12 protein-coding genes are annotated in these 17,553 nt (G+C 62.4%); 6 read left to right on the top strand and 6 right to left on the bottom strand.

Annotated features, from left to right (window positions below; genetic code table 11):
- Positions 1-67: 67 nt before the first annotated feature.
- The 4 genes from KF691_03860 to miaA form a co-directional block, all read right to left on the bottom strand.
- Positions 68-1,789, bottom strand: a complete 1,722-nt coding sequence (locus tag KF691_03860) for a hypothetical protein (protein MBX3388572.1) — start codon at positions 1,787-1,789, stop codon at positions 68-70.
- Positions 1,790-1,892: 103 nt separating this feature from the next.
- Complete coding sequence (locus tag KF691_03865) at positions 1,893-2,342, bottom strand: hypothetical protein (GenBank protein ID MBX3388573.1); 450 nt, start codon at positions 2,340-2,342, stop codon at positions 1,893-1,895.
- A gap of 446 nt (positions 2,343-2,788) precedes the next feature.
- Entirely contained in the window at positions 2,789-5,629 is a 2,841-nt protein-coding gene (gene topA, locus KF691_03870; GenBank protein MBX3388574.1) for a type I DNA topoisomerase, read from the bottom strand.
- Between the two features lie 344 nt (positions 5,630-5,973).
- Positions 5,974-6,984: a tRNA (adenosine(37)-N6)-dimethylallyltransferase MiaA gene (gene miaA, locus KF691_03875; protein ID MBX3388575.1), complete on the bottom strand. Its 1,011-nt coding sequence runs from the start codon at positions 6,982-6,984 to the stop codon at positions 5,974-5,976.
- Between the two features lie 101 nt (positions 6,985-7,085).
- Here miaA and KF691_03880 point away from each other — a divergent pair, with 101 nt between their 5' ends.
- The 3 genes from KF691_03880 to der all read left to right on the top strand — a co-directional run bounded on the left by KF691_03880 (position 7,086) and on the right by der (position 10,349).
- Positions 7,086-7,628 (top strand): methylated-DNA--[protein]-cysteine S-methyltransferase, encoded by a 543-nt coding sequence (locus KF691_03880; GenBank protein ID MBX3388576.1) that lies wholly within the window; start codon positions 7,086-7,088, stop codon positions 7,626-7,628.
- A gap of 66 nt (positions 7,629-7,694) precedes the next feature.
- On the top strand, positions 7,695-8,603 hold the full coding sequence (locus tag KF691_03885) for a hypothetical protein (protein MBX3388577.1): 909 nt from the start codon (positions 7,695-7,697) through the stop codon (positions 8,601-8,603).
- 21 nt (positions 8,604-8,624) lie between these two features.
- Positions 8,625-10,349, top strand: coding sequence for a ribosome biogenesis GTPase Der (gene der / locus KF691_03890; GenBank protein MBX3388578.1), 1,725 nt, complete (start codon positions 8,625-8,627; stop codon positions 10,347-10,349).
- Positions 10,350-10,453: 104 nt separating this feature from the next.
- On the opposite strand, the gene KF691_03895 is transcribed toward der, so the two are convergent.
- On the bottom strand, positions 10,454-12,613 hold the full coding sequence (locus KF691_03895; protein MBX3388579.1) for a S8 family serine peptidase: 2,160 nt from the start codon (positions 12,611-12,613) through the stop codon (positions 10,454-10,456).
- 175 nt (positions 12,614-12,788) lie between these two features.
- Positions 12,789-13,358 carry an STAS domain-containing protein gene (locus tag KF691_03900; GenBank protein ID MBX3388580.1) on the bottom strand — a complete coding sequence of 190 codons (570 nt, stop codon included), beginning with the start codon at positions 13,356-13,358 and terminating at the stop codon, positions 12,789-12,791.
- Positions 13,359-13,767: 409 nt separating this feature from the next.
- Between KF691_03900 and KF691_03905 the strand changes: the two genes are divergently transcribed.
- Genes KF691_03905 through KF691_03915 form a run of 3 tightly spaced genes read left to right on the top strand, consistent with a single transcriptional unit; the run spans position 13,768 to position 17,547 of the window.
- Positions 13,768-14,820 carry an ABC transporter ATP-binding protein gene (locus KF691_03905; GenBank protein MBX3388581.1) on the top strand — a complete coding sequence of 351 codons (1,053 nt, stop codon included), beginning with the start codon at positions 13,768-13,770 and terminating at the stop codon, positions 14,818-14,820.
- Positions 14,817-15,554, top strand: coding sequence for an ABC transporter permease subunit (locus KF691_03910; GenBank protein MBX3388582.1), 738 nt, complete (start codon positions 14,817-14,819; stop codon positions 15,552-15,554). The genes KF691_03905 and KF691_03910 overlap by 4 nt, the downstream gene beginning before the upstream one ends.
- A gap of 58 nt (positions 15,555-15,612) precedes the next feature.
- Positions 15,613-17,547 (top strand): Gldg family protein, encoded by a 1,935-nt coding sequence (locus KF691_03915; GenBank protein MBX3388583.1) that lies wholly within the window; start codon positions 15,613-15,615, stop codon positions 17,545-17,547.
- Positions 17,548-17,553 lie beyond the last annotated feature (6 nt).

Here is a 17,553-nt window from a genome sequence, read left to right on the forward strand (position 1 = left end):
AAATCAAGGCAAGGGGAACGGGGTTCGTTTGCATCTATTTGAGCTTTGATGTTTTGAGCTTTGAGTTTTACCCGGCAGTTTGTCGGATCAATTCCCACGCGGCACGGACGTGATGTTCCTGGGTGAGCGTTGCGCCGATGCAGAAGCGGATGGTGTAGCCGATGCCGGGGAGCACGGTGTGGGTGAGGTAGAGCTTGCCGCTCTGGTTGAGGGAATCGACAAGGCGCTTGTTGATCGAATCCAGATCGGTAGAAACCCCCTCCGGCGAAGCGCCACCTCCCCCTTTGGCAAAGGGGGAGGACGGAGGCGACGGCGGGTGCTTTCGGTTACGGGCTTCGGATTCGCCTCGGTAACGGAAGCAAATCAGGTTCATGGAGCGTGGGGCCACGATTTCGAAGCGGGAATCTGCGCGGACGAGTGATTCGAAGAGTTCGGACAACCGTATGTGTTCGCGGATGTGCTCGCGTAAGCCTTCGGCGCCGTAGTGGCGGAGCACGAGCCAGAGCTTGAGCGCGCGGAAGCGCCGGCCGAGAGGGATTTGCCAGTCGCGGTAGTCGATCGCGCCGGAATCTGTGCCGCGGTTGCGGAGATATTCGGGTGTGATGGAGAGGGCGCCGGTAAGAGACCTGCGGTCGCGCGTGTAGAAGCAGTTGCAATCGAAATTGGTGAGGAGCCACTTGTGCGGGTTGAAGGCGATGGAGTCCGCGGACTCGACACCGGCGAGCATGGAGCGGAATTCGGGGCAGACGCATGCGGCCCCGGCGTGCGCGGCGTCGATGTGCAGCCACGTTCCAAGCTTGTCGCAGCCGGTGTCGCGCAACACGCCTGCAATCTTGTCAATCGGGTCGATCGCGGTGGAGGATGTTGTGCCGACGGTCGCGACGACGTAAGTTGGGGTGAAGCCGCGCTTCAGGTCGTCGCGGATCGCGCGCTCGAGCGCAGCGGGGTCCATCGCGAAGTTCGTGTCGGTGTCGATGAGGCGGAGGTGGGTGCGATCGTCGGGCGAGGTTGCGAGGCCGGCGATCATCGCGGCCTTGATAACGGAGGAGTGGGCCTGGGTGGAGCAGTAGATTGTGAAGTGAGGGGAAGTGGCGGGGTGGCGGAGTGGCGCAGTGGCGGAGTGGGAAGGCAAAGAGGAAAGCTCGCCCACCCCCAAGCCCCCTCCCTCAGGGAGGGGGTTCCTGCAGCGCACGCGATGGCGCGCGGCACAGAGTGCGACGAGCGTTGCTTCGCTCGCGGTGCCTTCGATGACCCCACCCCCATTGCCGCCGCCATTGCCGCGCCCATGATCGGCAAGTTTCGGATCGGCGCCATCGGAAAGGAACTCGCGCGGCAGCCCGATCAGTTCGCCGAGCCAGTCGAGAACCTTGGTTTCGAGTTCGGTGCACGCGGGGCTGGTGAGCCAGAGCATGCCTTGGACACCGAGGCCGGCGGAGAGCAGTTCACCGATGATCGAGGGGTAGCTGGTGTCGGATGGGAAGAAGGCGAAGAAGTTGGGCGATTGCCAGTGGGTGAGACCTGGGAGGATGGTTTGTTCGAGGTCGGAGAAGATGGAGGACCATTCGGTATCGATGCCGCTGTGCGAGCCGGAAAGAGCGCTGCCGCGGGAGAGCGCGGAGAGTTCGGGCGCGTGCACGGGGAGCATGTTGTAGATGTCATTTGGCTTGAGTTGCGAAAGGACCGGGCGCGACTCGATGGAAGCGAGGTAGTCGGCGATGAAGTCGATGGCGCGGTGGGCCTGCGCGCGGAAGTCGGAGGGGGACATGTGGGGAATGACGCGATCGCTCATGACGGAATGATTCGCCGAGCACGGGGCGCCCGAATTCTGCGTCAATCAAGGGCAGGGCAACCGATTCGGGTTGTTGGCTCGATGAATTCGCTCAGTCGAACCTTTACTTCCGGTCGAGCAGCAACTCGTGCATCCGGACCAATTCGGAATCCTTCCAATCGCGGACAGCCGGTGGTCCTTCGAATGCCATCGCGGGTTCGGCGGCAAGCACATTTCGGTCCCTCAAGTTCCGAGCAATCTGGAAAGCTGCGGATTCAAGCGAATTGAAGAGTTCAACGTGTCCAAAGTAGCGAGAATCATCTTGGTCGTTGATGAAGAAGTACTCGGTGCGGCCGTTCGCCTCCGTGCAATAGAGAAGCGTGAGATCGTTCTTCTCGGACCCGGCGTCGAAATTGGGATCGGCTCTGTGAAGCAGTCGCGATCGGGGGCCGCGGAGCGCTTCATCCGCACCGGGACGTTTGTTTGATCTTGCTATCAGGAAAAAGCCAACGAGCACGAGCAGCGAGGCGATTCCCAAGACGACCAGCGAAGGGAGAATCTCGCGGCGGATCACGTTCGCGAGAGTGTTAGATGGGACGGAATTGCCCATAGGTTGCGAGTTCTATTTGTCCTCGGCGCAGTCACGATTCTGTTCGCCGGATGGGGCGTCCGTGTTTCCGTCGATCGACAACTGACAAAAGTGTTGCACCCCGGTTGGGGTGCGGGATTCTTCTTGTTCGCACCGAGGGTGTCGCTTCGCTCCACCCTCGGCTCGATTCTGGCACGGCGTTGCCGTGAAATGCACAAAAAGGCCAATCGCGTGACCATCAGCCTGCATGCGCCACCAAGAGCATGAACAACAAGACGGCGAGGGCAACAAGAAACAATGGCAGCGAGTACCTCCAGTGCACCGACTGAGGTAGTTCGGGCGGTGAATTGCTCACTTGCATTCGCCTCGAACGGCAAATTCAATCGCAACAGACCCCGCGCGGACTGAAGTCCGCGGCTCCGAAACGCGGACTACACCCCCATCTCATCCGCAACCGACTCAAGCGTCTGTTCGCCGGATGAGGAGCCGTCATCTCCCGACAACTGATCCACCGTTTTCGCCGCCGCCAGCGGCTTGCCCATCGCATCCGTCAGCGCGATTCCATCCATCGTCTTGATAATCGGAATCGGATTCGCCTTGTCGTGCGCGGCCATTTGTTTCTCGAGGCCGGTGCGCTTGGCTTCGTCGAGCTCGGCCCATTTGCCTCTGCCGCGGCACTTGGGGAAGCGGGAGCAGCCGAGCCACGGGCCGCGCACGCCGTTGCGGAGATTGAGCGGGGCTTCGCACGTCGGGCAGGGAAGATCAGTGATGAGCGGCGGCTGTGACGGAGCCGTGACTTTGCCCTTCTTGTCGATGTTCAAGAGGCCGTCGCACGGATTCTCTTTGTCGGAGTAGCCGGAGCAACCGAGGAAAGGCCCGAAGCGGCCGACGCGCTTGGTCATCGCGCGCCCGCACTTGGGGCATTGGACGTTGACGGTTTCGGCCGCCGGTCTCGGCTTGCCTTCCCGATCGACGGGCGAGGCGTAGGTGCAGGTCGGGTAGTCGGAGCAACTGAGGAAGCGACCGTTCTTGCCGAACTTGTAGACGAGCGGCTTGCCGCAGGTCGGGCACTTGTAGTCGGAGGGCTGCGATTCGGCCTTGGCGTGGACGAGCGATTCCTCGGCGTTCTTCAGGTCCTTTTTGAAGGGCCCGTAGAACTTCTTGAGCATGTCGATCCAGTCGAGGTGATCTTCCTCGACCTTGTCGAGCTGCGCTTCCATCTCGCGCGTGTAGCCGACATCCATGATCTGCGGGAAGCCCTCGATCAATTTGTCGGTGACGACTTCGCCCAGGTCGGTCGCGTAGAAGCGGCGCTGCTGCTGCTCGACGTACTTGCGTTCCTGGATGACGCTGATGATGCTGGCGTAGGTCGAAGGGCGGCCGATGCCTTCGGACTCGAGGACTTTGATCAGGCTCGCTTCGCTGTAGCGCGGCGGGGGCGATGTGAATTTCTGGAGAACGCTTGCCGCGAAAGGCGCGAGCGGCTGATTCTCTGTGAAGGTGGGGAGTGTCTGCTCTTCGCCGCCGCGCGGGACGCCGGAGACTTTGTAGTGGCCGTCGAAGATGAGGACGCGGCCGGTGGTCTTGAAGGTGACGACTTTCGCCGGTGAAGGGTCGGTGCCGCCGGAAATGCGGATCGTGGTCGAATCCCACTGCGCGGGGGTCATCTGACACGCGACGAAGCGCTGCCAGATGAGTTCGTAGAGGCGGAACTGATCATCGGAGAGGGCGCGGCGGATCTTGGGATTCGACGGCGCGAGATCGGGGTTGGTCGGGCGGATGGCTTCGTGAGCCTCTTGCGCATCCTTGTTGGACGACGAGAAGAAATTGGGCTTCTCAGGCAGGTACTTGTCGCCGAACTGCTTGCCGATGTACTCGCGTGCGGCGTTGAGCGCTTCGCCGGAGAGATGCGTGCTGTCGGTACGCATGTAGGTGATGAGACCGATCGGGCCTTCGCCGGGGATGTCCACGCCTTCGTAGAGCTGCTGCGCGGCACGCATGGTGCGCTGTGCGCCGAAGCCGAGGCGGCTGCTCGCGGCCTGCTGAAGCGTCGAGGTGATAAATGGCGGTGCCGGGCGAGTCGTCGTGCGCTTGGTCTCGATCGATTCGACCTTGTACGGGGTCTTGGGGTCGATATCGCCCTTGATCGCGCGGATGAATTTGGCGGGGCCTTTGGCGCTCTGGTCTTCGGTGACATCGACCGAAGGGTTTTTGACGCCGGCGAGGCGCGCGATCTCGAGTGCGCGGTCGAGGATCTGCTTGTTCTGGGCCTCGGTGCGGTGTTCGCCTTCTTTCGGCGCAAGGATGTCGATCGGCTTGCCCCCGACTTCGATGAGTTCGGCGCGAAAACCGTGATTCTCTTCGAGCCAGTGTGTCTGCTGGGCGATCGTGGGGGGATTGTTCTTGTCGTCGCGCTGGGCGATGAACTTCTGCCACGCAGGAGCCAGGCCCGCGGCCTTGGCGAGTTCGTTCGTGAAATTGGCCTTGATCTCGTAGTACTCGTCGGGGATGAACGCGCGGATCTCGCGTTCGCGCTCGACGACGAGGCGCACGGCGACGGACTGCACGCGTCCGGCGCTGAGTCCTCGCGCGACCTTTTTCCAGAGCAACGGAGAAACCTGATAGCCGACGATGCGATCGAGGATTCGGCGCGCCTGCTGCGCGTTGACGCGGTCTTCGTCGATCGGGTGCGGATTGCTGAAAGCCTTGGCGATCTCGGCTTTGGTGATCGCTGGGAAGATGACGCGCTTGGCCTGCTTGCTGGTAATGCCCAGTTCCTGCGCGAGGTGCCATGCGATGGCTTCACCCTCGCGGTCGAGGTCGGTTGCGAACCAGATCTGGCCGTCGCCGCTGGCGACGTCCTTTGCCGCGCGGCGGAGATCGGAGATCACGTTCGCGCGATCTTCGTTGATGACGTAGGTTGGTTTGAAATCGCGCTCGAGGTCGACGCCCGGGACCGGGTTCTTCACACCCTTGGGGTTGCGGCTGGGCAGATCACGCACGTGGCCGACCGAAGCGAGGACGACGTATTCGGGTCCGAGATAGCGGTTGATGGTCTTGGCCTTGGCGGGCGATTCGACGATGACGAGGTTCTTGCCCTTGGCGGAACCGGTCTTGTAGACGGACTTGAAGACGCGTCCGCCTCGGCCACCCCGTCCGCCCTTGCCGCCGAATCGGCCTACGGGCTTGGCCGGAGAGGTGGGTGCGTCGGCGACGGCGGTCGCTCCTCCCTCGGGCACGGACTCGGGTTTTTTGGAAGGGCGTTTGGCCATGGGTGAATTTGTCTATGCGAGGGGTGTGCCGGGTTGGAGGACCGGGGAATCACTGAAAAACGGGCTGCGGAAAGGCTTTGGGCGGGGCGGCGTGCCGCCACACCTTCGGCAATTCACCGGCTGGAGCCTGAAGTGGCAGTCCGGCAAAGGCTGTAGATAAGGAAAGAAAGGGGGGGTTGTCAAGGGGGTTAGGTGTAGGGAATACGTGCAAGCAGGATTTTGTTTGGATTTTGGACGGATTCTCTGCCGTATTCGCCGCAGACGTTGCGGTGAATCGACCTGCTATTCACCGCATGATTTGCGGCGAATGGCGGCTTGGACGCAGCGCCGACACGAGGTTTCGGTCAGTGCCCGAGGTTCGCCAGCCACTCGGACACTGGACTATTCGCCGCGTCGATCGATTTGCTTCCGGGCGTGATTCGCAAACGCTTCAGCCACGTTCGCTGTGTCTTAGCGAAGTGGCGGGTATCGATTTTGATTCGCTCGATCGCATCTTCGAGCGACATGCGGCCTTCGACATGCGCGAGGAGTTGCTTATAGCCGAGCGCTTCGCGGGCCTGAGCGTTGGCGGCGGGCGCGAACGCGCCCGCCGCGTGCAGCGCTCGCACCTCATCGAGAAAGCCCGCTTCCATCATGTTTTTGACACGCGCGTTGATGCGCGGGTTGATGAGTTCGGCGGGCCAGTCGAGGATGATGAGGCGGAATGAGGGTGTCGAGGTGTCGGGGTGTCGAGGTGGCGAGAGCGAATCAGAACCCTCCCTTCCCCCAACCCCTTCCCTCAGGGAAGGGGCTGGAGAATCCCACTGCGTCTGGTGGGCGCTGATCGGCTTACCGGTGAGGTGGAAGACTTCGAGCGCGCGGATGGTGCGGCGTTCGTCGTTGGCGTGGATGCGGCGCGCTGCATCGGGATCGACGCGTTCGAGCTCTTCGCGGAGCGCGGCAAGCCCCTTCGCACGCAGCTTCTCACGCAGCTCCGTGTCGGCGCCGGGGCCCTCGAAGAGACCGTCGAGCAGCGCCTTGATGTAGAGGTGCGTGCCGCCGACGACAATGGGGTGTTTGCCCCGGGACCGGATGTCGGCGATCGCGGCGTTCGCGGCGCGGAGCCAATCGTGCACCGTGAAGGGCGTCGGATCGCGCGGATCGCGGAGATCGAGCAGGTGGTGGGGGATTCCCCGGCGTTCGGCCGGCGTGGGCTTCGCTGTGCCGATGTCCATTCCGGTGTAGATCTGAAAGGCATCGGCGGTGATGATTTCGGCGTTGCCGATCCTTTCGGCCAGGTCGAGCGCGAGTGCGGACTTGCCCCCGGCGGTTGGGCCGGCGATGACAGGGATGAGATTACCGTCAGGCTGTGTCAATCGGTCATTGTTGCGGCGATTATCCGGGACACCCGTCGCACCACCCAAAGTGGCTATTTCCGAGCGAGATTGTTCGAAGAAGAGTGTGGTATGATGCGGGCATGACTGCCGCGCTCGCCAATGCGTCGCGGATTGTGAAGTCGCCGCTCGGCGACCTGTGGTTGCAGGCAACTCCGAATTCGCTTTGCGGGCTGCACTTTTCCGGTAGGGGCGAGAGCGAATTGTTGTCGGTGAAGAGCGCGCTGCTGGAGCAGGTCGAGCACGAGCTGCACGAGTATTTTCAGGGGCGGCGGCGCGAGTTCGGTGTATCACTCGAACTGGAAGGAACCGAGTTTCAGAAGCGCGTGTGGGACGAGCTTTTGAAGATTCCGTACGCCGAGACGATCTCGTACGCGGAACTCGCGAAGCGCGTGGGGAGCGCGAACGGCTTCCGCGCGGTGGGTGCCGCGAACGGGGCGAACCCGATCGCGATCATCGTGCCGTGCCATCGCGTGATCAATGCCGATGGGCAGCTCGGCGGCTACGGCGGCGACCTGTGGCGCAAGCGCTGGCTGCTCGAGCACGAAAGACGTGTGGCGGGAATGCCGCCGCTCGATCTCTTTGCGGTGAAATCACCGGTAGGTGTCGAACAGGTGCAGGGATAGGCGCTGGAATAAGGCAGCGTTCTGAACGTTGAACTGCCGGTTTCCCAACGAAACCGGGAGGCTTCGATGGTTGCGCTCATTCTCGGACTAATGGTTGCTGTGTCCGTTGCGACGCCTGCGCCGAAGCAGGTCGCGGAAGATGCGCCGCTGCTTGCGGGTCCCGCGGTCAAGGATGCCGCGCCGGCGAAGACGCTCGTTCACTTCGGGGCGGATGGCAGGTTGATCGCGCTCGAGAATCGCGAAGAGATCGAGGCGGTCGAGCTGCTTGGTTTGAGCGACGCGGAACGAGAACCGATCGATCAATACATCCGGCTGCGGCTTGCCGATGTGACGGCCGGTGGAATCCGCCGGATCCCGTTCATTCTTGGATTGCGGGAAGTGATCGCGAGCGGATCGGATGAACGTATTGATGACGTGCTGAAACGCTTTGGGGCGCATCGCGAGATCTGGAAGACCAGTCCGGAAGAAGTGATTTCCAAGGCGCTCCCGGAGCGTGCGCGGCGGGAATACGCCCGCTTGATCGAGCAGTATCGCGAGGCGTGGATCGCGGAGAAGTCACGCGAGTCGAAGTCGGATCGGGCGACGCTGCTCGCGCGTCTCGAACGGGAAAAGAAGATCGCGGATATCGAGCGGCCGGCGCAGGCGAGCGCGGCACAGGCACGCGAACGATTTGAGAGGATTTCTCGCCGGCTCGATCTGACGAGCGAGCAGGAGGGAAAGCTGCAAACACTCTTGCAGGAGTACGCGACGAATTCCAACTTCAATCCGAGGCCGCGGGATGGTCTGAAATTGCTCGCGGACATGTTCGGCGTGCTGACGTGGGAGCAGCGGCTTGAACTGCGTCGGTATCTGCAGGAGGAGCGAGGAGAAGCTCGGTTCCGGCCGCTGCGCGATGCGCCGAAGGGGGCCGGGATGGCGGCGGGGGTGCCGGTGATGCTGCTTTCGTTTCGAAGAAAGCGGCGACGGATCGGCTGATCCGTTTCCCTACGATCTAGCGTGCCCATTCCACGCATTGCTATCGTCGGTCGCCCCAACGCGGGCAAGTCTTCGCTGATGAACATGATCGCGAAGTCGAAGGTCTCCATCGTCGATCCGACGCCGGGGGTGACGCGGGATCGGGTTGCGGCAATCGTCGATCTCGAGGGTCCAAACGGCATCAACAGCCCGAAGAAGACAGTCGAGTTCATGGACACCGGCGGCTTCGGTGTATATGTCGCTGAGGGCGAGCGATTCGACGAAGTCGGCGCCGACCTTGCGACGCTGACGGAGGACATCGAGGGTCAGATTGCCGCGGCAGTCGAGGGGGCGGATCTGATTCTGTTCGCGGTCGATGCGCAGGCGGGTATTACGCCTCACGATGAACAGATCGCGAAGCTGCTGCGAGAGGGAAAATTGGGGAGCGGACGAGAAGGGGTCAAGGGGCAGAGGGGTAAAGGGGCAAAGGGAGGAAAACAGGAACCCTTCCCCCAACCCCTTCCCTCAGGGAAGGGGCTTCGGAAAAAGCCGCCGATCCGGATCGTCGCGACGAAGGTGGACGGGCCGAAGTGGGAGGCGCACGCGCACGAGTTGTCGGCGCTCGGGTTCGGCGAGCCGCTGATGGTCTCGTCGATGAACAACTACATGCGCCGGGAGTTCCTCGACACGGTGTACGAGTTGACGCCCGATGAAGCGCTCGGTGCCGAGCCCGAAGCGCGGGCGGACCTGATGCTGGCGATCGTCGGCAAGCGCAACGCGGGCAAGAGCACGCTCGTGAACACGCTCGCGGGGGAGCCCCGCGTGATCGTGAGTGAAATCGCGGGCACGACGCGCGACGCGATCGACGTCCGCTTCGAGATGGACGGCAAGAGCCTGGTCGCGATCGACACGGCGGGCGTCCGGCGCAAGAAGAGTTTTCAGAATCAGATCGAGCACTGGGCGATGGACCGGGCCGTGCGGGCGATCGAGCGGGCGGATGTGATCCTGCTGCTCATCGACGCGACCGAAAAGATCAGCCAGGTGGACGAGCAATTGGCGGCACTCGCGCAGAAGAGCTGGAAGCCGGCGATCATCGTCGTGAACAAGTGGGACCTTGCCGAAGGGCAGATCGGTCGCGATGACAAGCCCGTAACGCCGGAGAAGTATGAGGATTACCTGCGCAAGGAGCTGCGCGGCCTTTCCTTCGCGCCGATCGCGTTCGTCAGCGGCAAAGACAACGCCAATGTCCGCGAGACGATCGAACTGGCATTCGAGTTGAAGCAGCAGGCGTCGGAGCGCGTGACCACGGGCAAGCTCAATCGGCTGATCCGCGAGATCGTGACCCGACGCGGCCCGACCGACACGATGGGCACGCAGGCGAAGGTGTTCTTTGTCGCGCAGACTCAGACCAACCCGCCCACGATCACGATCGTCGTGAATTACCCGGAACTTTTCCGCCCGAACTACCAGCGGTTCCTGATGAACCGGCTCCGCGAAGAGACTCCGTTTGTCGAGGTGCCTCTGCGGCTGGTGGTGCGGGCACGCCGGCAGCGCGAGGACGACTCGAAACTCATCGAGACCGGGAAGTATTCGGATAAGCTCAAGCTCGGGCGCGGCGGCACACGCTCCAAGATCACCAAGCAGGACGGCGTGTGGGTCGCGGACGAGGGAGAGTTCGACGAGAGCATCCTCAGCGATGCGCAGTCGAGCGCCGTCAACTTTGAGGATGACGAAAAGACGGCGGAAGAGTACTTCGACGAGGATTAGGGAAAGGTGGCGAGGTTTCCGGGTGTCCAGGTTTCAAGGGCGCCGAGTCGGATGCCTTTGGTGCTCCCTTGACACCTCGACACCTTGACACCTCGACACCTGCTTCAAGGACACAACAGCTCGTTGTACGCGCCGACGAAAATGACGAAATCCGCGTCGTCCGTCATGCCGTCGCCGTTGAAATCGCCGAGCGGGTCTTCGAGCAGGTCGTACGAAGAGACGAACATGACAAAGTCGGCATCGTCGACGAAGCCGTCGGCATTGAGATCGCAGACGCAGGTTGCTTCGGCGACATTGCCCGTGAGAACAAGGCCGTAGCCCTGCGTGCCGACGTTGACCGCCGGCGCCGAGATCTTCGCGAACCAGACGCCGGGCGTTGGCGACTGGAACATTGCCATCTCGACGTTGTTGAGCGAGTCGGCGCTGCCGCCGTTCGTGCTCCAGCCGTTGGAGAAGACATTGCCGCGGTATTCAACGCGGCCGGGCGCGATGAGCGTGAGATCGAGATTGTTCACGACCGGTGCACTCGATGCGACGCTGCCCGGCGCATCGTGGAAAGCCATGGTGGCGCGAAGGTCTTCGCTGCCGGGTGTCACGACGAAGCGCACGTAGCGGTAGTCGCTGGTGCTGAGCGCACCCGCCGCGTTGTTCGATTGGTCACGCACGAGCAGCTTGCGGGAGTCGCCGGGGAGATACACCGAACGGTCCGCGAGTAGACGCCCCCATCCGGCGGTGTCGCTCGGATAGGTCGCTTGCGACGTCATGCGAACGGCGCCGTTGAGCAGCATGGCCTTGAGCAGCGCGCCGCTTGGCACTCTCGCATCGGGGGCGTTGGCGAGACCTGAGGGGTAGAAGCCCTGCGTGAAATACTGGCGGATCATCGCCGCCATCCCGGTAACGACGGGGGAGGCCATCGATGTGCCGAGTTGCCCACCCGTGCCGCAGCCGGTGCCGTTCGTGGCGGACGTCAAACTTCCGGGAGCGGAAATCTCGGGCTTGCGCCGGCCGTCGGTCGTGGGACCTGTGCCGCCGAAGATGATGGTTTCCTGGTTCGGCGTATTGCCGCTGGCGACGACTGCGATGCAGTTCTTCGCGTTTTCAGGGTTTGTGAGCGGGCCGCTCTCGGCGGTCGCGAACATCAGGAGGCAGTTGGGGTTCGTCCAGGAGAAATTGTCGATCGCGCGGCAGGTCACGTCGTAGGCGTTGGTGCTCGAGTTCCCCCAGCTGTTGTTGTGCACGAACGCGCCGTGGTTGTAGTTGTCGAGGAAAAGGTTGTAAATGATGCTCTCGTCGAGCGCAAGCCCGCCGAGAAAGGAGATTCGCGCGCCGTAGGCGATTCCACGCGTGTTGGTGTTGTCGCCCGCGTCTCCGGCGGCGGTGCACGAAACGTGTGTCGCGTGCAGTCCGACGTTGCGGGGGGTATTGAGGTAGACGACTTTGCGGTGCGTGGGGCCGGCCACCGAGACGAGCGGATCAAAGAACGAGCAGTGCGAAAGGTCGAGCTTGGTCGAAGATTCGATGATGCCGATGATCTGGCCGGTGCCGTTCAGGCCGGCGGAATACATCGGCGTGGAATTCGAGATGTTGGTCTGAGCGATCCAGCGCGCGTTGGCATTGCGATCTTCGAACTCCGGCGCTTCCTCGATGAAGAAGACGGTGGACATGCGGCTGAGCGCCACGAGTTGATGCGCGGGGAGCGCGATGACCGCGAGCAGATCGCCCCCGGCGTTGTCCATTTTGAGAATCTGGGCGCCGGGTAAAGAAGCGACTTGTGTTCGGGCGAGCGCCGGATTCGCGCCGGGAGCGAACGAGACAATCAGGGCGAGCTTGCCGCCGGATTCGAGTTGCTTGCGGACGGCCTCGCGAAAGTTTCTCGCGGGCGCGCGGCGCAACAAATCCGGCGCGATCTTCCATTCCGGTTTGAAGTCGGCGGCGGTGCGCACAAAGCCGAGGCGGCTCAGCGCGGCAGGAGACCCCGGCGGGATTTCGGCGATGAACGAATTGCCCTCGAGGAAACTCTTGATTTGCACGCCGGCTTTGGAAAGCGCGGCGCGACGCTCGGGGGTCATCGGTCCGTCGAGCGTGAGCACACGAGCCGTATCCGACGCGCGCAGCGTGCGTTCTTTCAGGAGATCGGGCGTGTCGCGGAAACGTACCCGCTGCGCGCGAAGATCGAGCACGTCCTGGGCCAAGGCGGTCGAGGCGCAGAGCGCGACGCCCGTGAAGAAAACGGTGCGGGCTGTCGTTTCAAACAGATTCGCCAAGAAGAATCCCCTCTCACGAACGCTCGCGGGCGCTGCCGGAATCGGCGGTCTGGAACCTCATATTCAAGCCAACAAAAAACCCTCCGCATGGAGGTACGGAGGGTAAAGGGGTTGAGTTTCCCGCGTTCTATCCGATCGGCCTGAAGGTCCGAGAATCCGACTTCCTGCGGATGGATCAAGCGGCGTCGACGCGCTTCAGGCCGAGCCATCGACCGATGCCGCTGCCACTCGACCGGCTGGCGTTGGTCGCATAGCGCTGGAGCGCTTCTTTGACGGAGCCAGCGAGATAAAGCTGGCGGTGGAGTCCGGTCTCGCGCAGCAGGTTCTCGAGGCGAGGCGAAAGCGACATGATGGCGAGCTTGCCGCCGAACTGCTCGCAGTGCTGCGATGCCGCGATCATCGCGTTGATCCACGCGCAGGAAAAGTCGGTGACCTGAGTCATGTCGAGCGCGAGCCTGCCGCCGGTGAGGCGCGCGAGCGCGACGAGTTCGGGGCCAAGCTGCGCGGCGTGCGCTTCGCGCAGGTGCGGCGTGACGAACGTGACCACGGTTGCGTAGGGCAATCGATCGACGACCATAAAGCGGTCGCGCGGGAATTGCCGAGACTGCGTGGTCGGCCCCGGCGACGACGCGCTGGCGCGGAGAGGCCGCTCATCGCCGGACGTCGCCTGACCCGGGGCCGATGATCGGTACCCCATGCGGTTTGCGCCGTCCAACAAAGCATCTGAATCCTCGAAAATGTCCATCCAATGCTCTCCCCCGCCGCGAGGCGAAAATCCGGACGGAGCGCGCGACGCCCCGAAATCGGGCAGAGCCGAGGGGTGTGGCGACCGTCCTGCCTCAAGGAAGTCATTGAACGAGGCGTATTGCAAGCCTCGGAACCTGGCGCGGCGGCGAACCATGCGCGTCTGCTCCTTCTGTGCGGACTTTGAGGGGTCCGCGGGTGTTTTCGGTCGTGTGCGTTCGGCGAACCTTGCGGGTGCCGAAACGACTAGATACCCACGATCGGTGGAGCCGTCGCCCCCCGAGGAGAAAAATGAAGCGCGAACCGGCCATTGCTACGCTCTGCCGACCCGCACAATCTGGTTGGGAAGCGCGGGCAAGACTTTTCAGGGCTGGGGCGTGTGGGCCCGTCGAATAGGAGACGTTCGCTGCATGATCAGCATCCGGAACATCAGCAAACGCTTCGGCGCCGGAGCGAGATCGATTCTGGCCGTGGATGGCGTGAGCCTTGAAGTCGGGCCGGGTGAGGTACTCGGGTTTCTGGGCCCGAACGGGGCCGGGAAGTCCACGACGATGAAGATGGTGACCGGCTTTCTGACGCCGACGAGCGGATCAGCTCTCGTCTGCGGCAGGGATGTCGTCGAGGACCCGGTCGGCGTGAAGAGCGTGATCGGATACCTCCCTGAGGGGGCTCCGAACTACCCCGACATGACACCCGGCGCGTTTCTCGACTTCATCGCGCAGATCCGGGGGTTTTCGGGCGCGGAGAAACGTCGGCGCATCGGATCAGTGGTGGAGCGCGTGCATATCGGCGGCGTCATGAGGCAGGCGATCGAAACACTTTCGAAAGGATTCAAGCGGCGCGTGGGATTGGCGCAGGCAATGCTGCACGAGCCGCCGGTGCTGATCCTGGACGAACCGACCGACGGGCTCGATCCGAATCAGAAGCATGAAGTTCGGAATGTGATCCGCGACCTTGCGAATCGGGGCGACGCGAACTCGGGGAGAGCGGTCGTCCTCAGCACGCACATTCTCGAGGAAGTCGAGGCCGTGTGCACACGCGCCGTGATCATCGCGAAGGGCAAGGTGCTGGTCGATGGCACCCCGGCGCAATTGCGCGCGATGAGCAAGTATCACAATGCCGTTACGCTCACGCTCATCCCGCCTCTCTCCAGTGCCGGCGAGCCGCTCAACCTCGCGCAGGAACTGGGAGCCATGAAGTGGGTTGCCGACGTCGAGGATCAGGGTGTTCGGCATGTCCCGGTTTCTGCCGCAGGACCGGGTGGGCCTCGCCAGACCTGCACGTTGGTGCCCAAGGGCGGCAGGCCGCTGCTCGCGGACGTCACGAGTCTTGCCAAGAGCAAGGGCTGGACGATCGAAACGATCGCGGTCGAAGGCGGTCGCTTGGACGACGTCTTCCGCGATCTGACGACACGCGACGGTGCTCGAACACGCGAGTCCGTTCAGGCCGGAGGTGCGGCATGATGAAGGGGCTGCTCCCGGTTTTCCGGCGCGAACTGTCCGGCTATTTCACGACGCCGGTGGCGCTCGTGTTTATCGTGATTTTCCTGTTCTTGTCCGGCGTGTTCACGTTCCAGCTCGGAAAGTTCTTTGAGCGCGGGCAGGCCGATCTCGTCGTGTTCTTCAATTTTCATCCGTGGCTCTACCTGTTCCTGATTCCAGCGGTGTCGATGCGGCTGTGGGCCGAGGAACGCAAGACCGGCACGATCGAGCTGCTGCTCACGCTGCCGATCTCGCTCTCGGCGGCGGTGGTGGGGAAGTTTCTCGCCGCATGGGCTTTCGCCGGTCTCGCGCTCGCCCTTACTTTTCCGCTGTGGATCACGACCAACTATCTGGGCAATCCGGACAACGGTGTGATTTTCGCGGGGTATGTGGGGAGCTTTTTGATGGCGGGCGCATTCCTGGCGATCGGCTCGTGCATCAGCGCGACCACCAAGAGCCAGGTGATCGCGTTCATCGTGTCGGTGGTGATCTGCCTGCTTTTCATGCTTGCGGGTTTGAAGGATGTTCAGGCGTTTGTGAGCGGCTGGCTCCCCTTGAGCGCCGTTCAGGTGCTGGGCGGTTTCAGTTTCTTGTCGCGGTTTGACGCGATCTCGAGGGGCGTGCTCGACCTGCGCGACTTGATCTTCTTCGGATCGGTCATCATCGTGTTCGTGGCGGCGACCGGCGTCGTGGTCAATATGAAGAAGGCGGAGTGAGCAAAGTGTCGGATATCGAGTTTGGGAAGTCGGGTATTGAGTTGCAGGGTCGATTTCTATGAATGCACGCATTGCCGGAATTGCCTCACTCGTACTCCTTGCGATTCTGCTCGTGGCGGTGAACGTTTTGGCCGGCGCGGCGCTGCGTTCCGTGAGGCTCGATCTGACCGATGGCGGGCTCTACACCCTGACGCAAGGATCAAAGAACATCGCGAAGAGCCCGGCAGAGCCGGTCACGCTCACGTTCTACTACTCCGCGAAAGCGGCGCAGGGCGTGCCGCAGATCGAGGGAATCGCGGGGCGCATCGGCGAGATGCTGGAAGAGTTCGCGCGCGATTCGGACGGAAAAATCGTGGTTCAAAACGTGGACCCGGAGGCATTCAGCGAAGACGAGGATCGCGCCGTGCAGGCGGGGCTCACCGGTCTGCCTTCTCCTTCGGGCGAATCGATCTATCTCGGTCTGGTCGGCACGAACACGATCGGCGGGCGGGAAGTCATTCCTCTCTTTGATATCACGAACGAGCGGTTTCTCGAGTATGACGTCGCGAAGCTTGTGCAGGTGCTCTCGATGTCGAAGAAGCCGGTGGTTTCGATCGTCAGCAGCCTCGATCTTGCGGGCGGCTTCACCATCGATCCGCGCACGCAGCAGCCGATGCGAAAACCCGGCTGGGCGGTCATGCAGGAACTCAAGCAGCTCTACGACGTCAAGACGCTGCAGGCGGACAACCTCGTCATTCCGGCGGAAACCTCGGTGCTGTTGATCGTCCACCCCAAGAACTTCAATCTCAAAGCACAATTCGCGATCGATCAGTTCGTGCTCAAGGGCGGCAAGGCGATTATCTTCGTCGATCCCTTGTGTATGGCCGACGAAGCGGCGGCGCAGCAAAGAATGCAGCCGGGCGGAGTCGACCTTTCTTCAAACCTCGAAAATCTTTTCAATGCCTGGGGCGTCGGTTATGACCCCAAGTTGATCGCGGCCGATGCGACGCTCGGCACGCGACTGACTGCGGGTCAGGGTGGGCGCCAGCAGCAGATTGTCTTTCCCCCTTGGATCACGGTCGATCAGCGCGGATTCAACAAGTCCGACCCCGTCTCGGGCAAATTGACGTCGGTGAACTTCGCGATGGCCGGTGCGCTCACCCACAAACCTCCGGCCGATCCGACCAACAAAGGCGGCGAACTGACGCCGATCATCGAAACAACCGACAATTCGATGCTGCTCCAGGCCGCGGCCATGCTGTCGCTCACCGATCCGGCGAGTGTGCTGGCTGATTTTAAGTCGAGCGGGCAGAAACTGACCCTCGGCGCGCGCCTGACCGGGAATCTCAAGACCGCTTTTCCGCAGGGGGATCCGGCCGCCTCGAATGCTGATGAGTCGAAACAGGGTCCGGAAGAGCCGGTGGTGGCGGACAGTCTCAAAGAGTCGGCGAAGCCGGCGAACTTGCTCATCATCGCCGACGTCGATGTGCTGTCGGACCGGTTGTGGATCCAGCAGACCGCCTTCGGCGCGATGAAAGTCGCGGACAACGTCGCCATGCTCACCACGGCGATCGATTCGTACATCGGGAGCGGCGACTTGCTCGGTGTCCGTGCGCGGGGTGAATACACGCGGCCCTTTACGCGCGTGGAAGAAATCAAGCGCGGCGCCGAGCAGAGACTTCGCGCCGAAGCCGAGCAACTCAAGCAGAAAGCGGAGGCGGCCCAGCAACGCATTCTCGAAATCGAGCGCACGCGGCCGGATCAGTCCGACCAGGGCGTGATCTTGCTGACCGATGCGCAGCAGAAAGAACTCGAGAAACTCCGCGCCGAGCGGCTCGAGACTCGAAAGCAACTCAGGAAAGTTCAGTTCGATTTGGGTCAGGATGTGCAGAAACTGGGCGAGCGGGTGAAACTGATCAATATCGGGTTGGTCCCTGTCGTGGTCATGCTGATCGCCGTGCTCTGGGCCGCGTTCCGGGCCATCGGAAGAAAATCGGCACGCACCAGCGCGTAACAGGCG

The sequence above is a fragment of the Phycisphaeraceae bacterium genome (assembly GCA_019636555.1).
GTDB lineage: Bacteria > Planctomycetota > Phycisphaerae > Phycisphaerales > UBA1924 > JAFEBO01.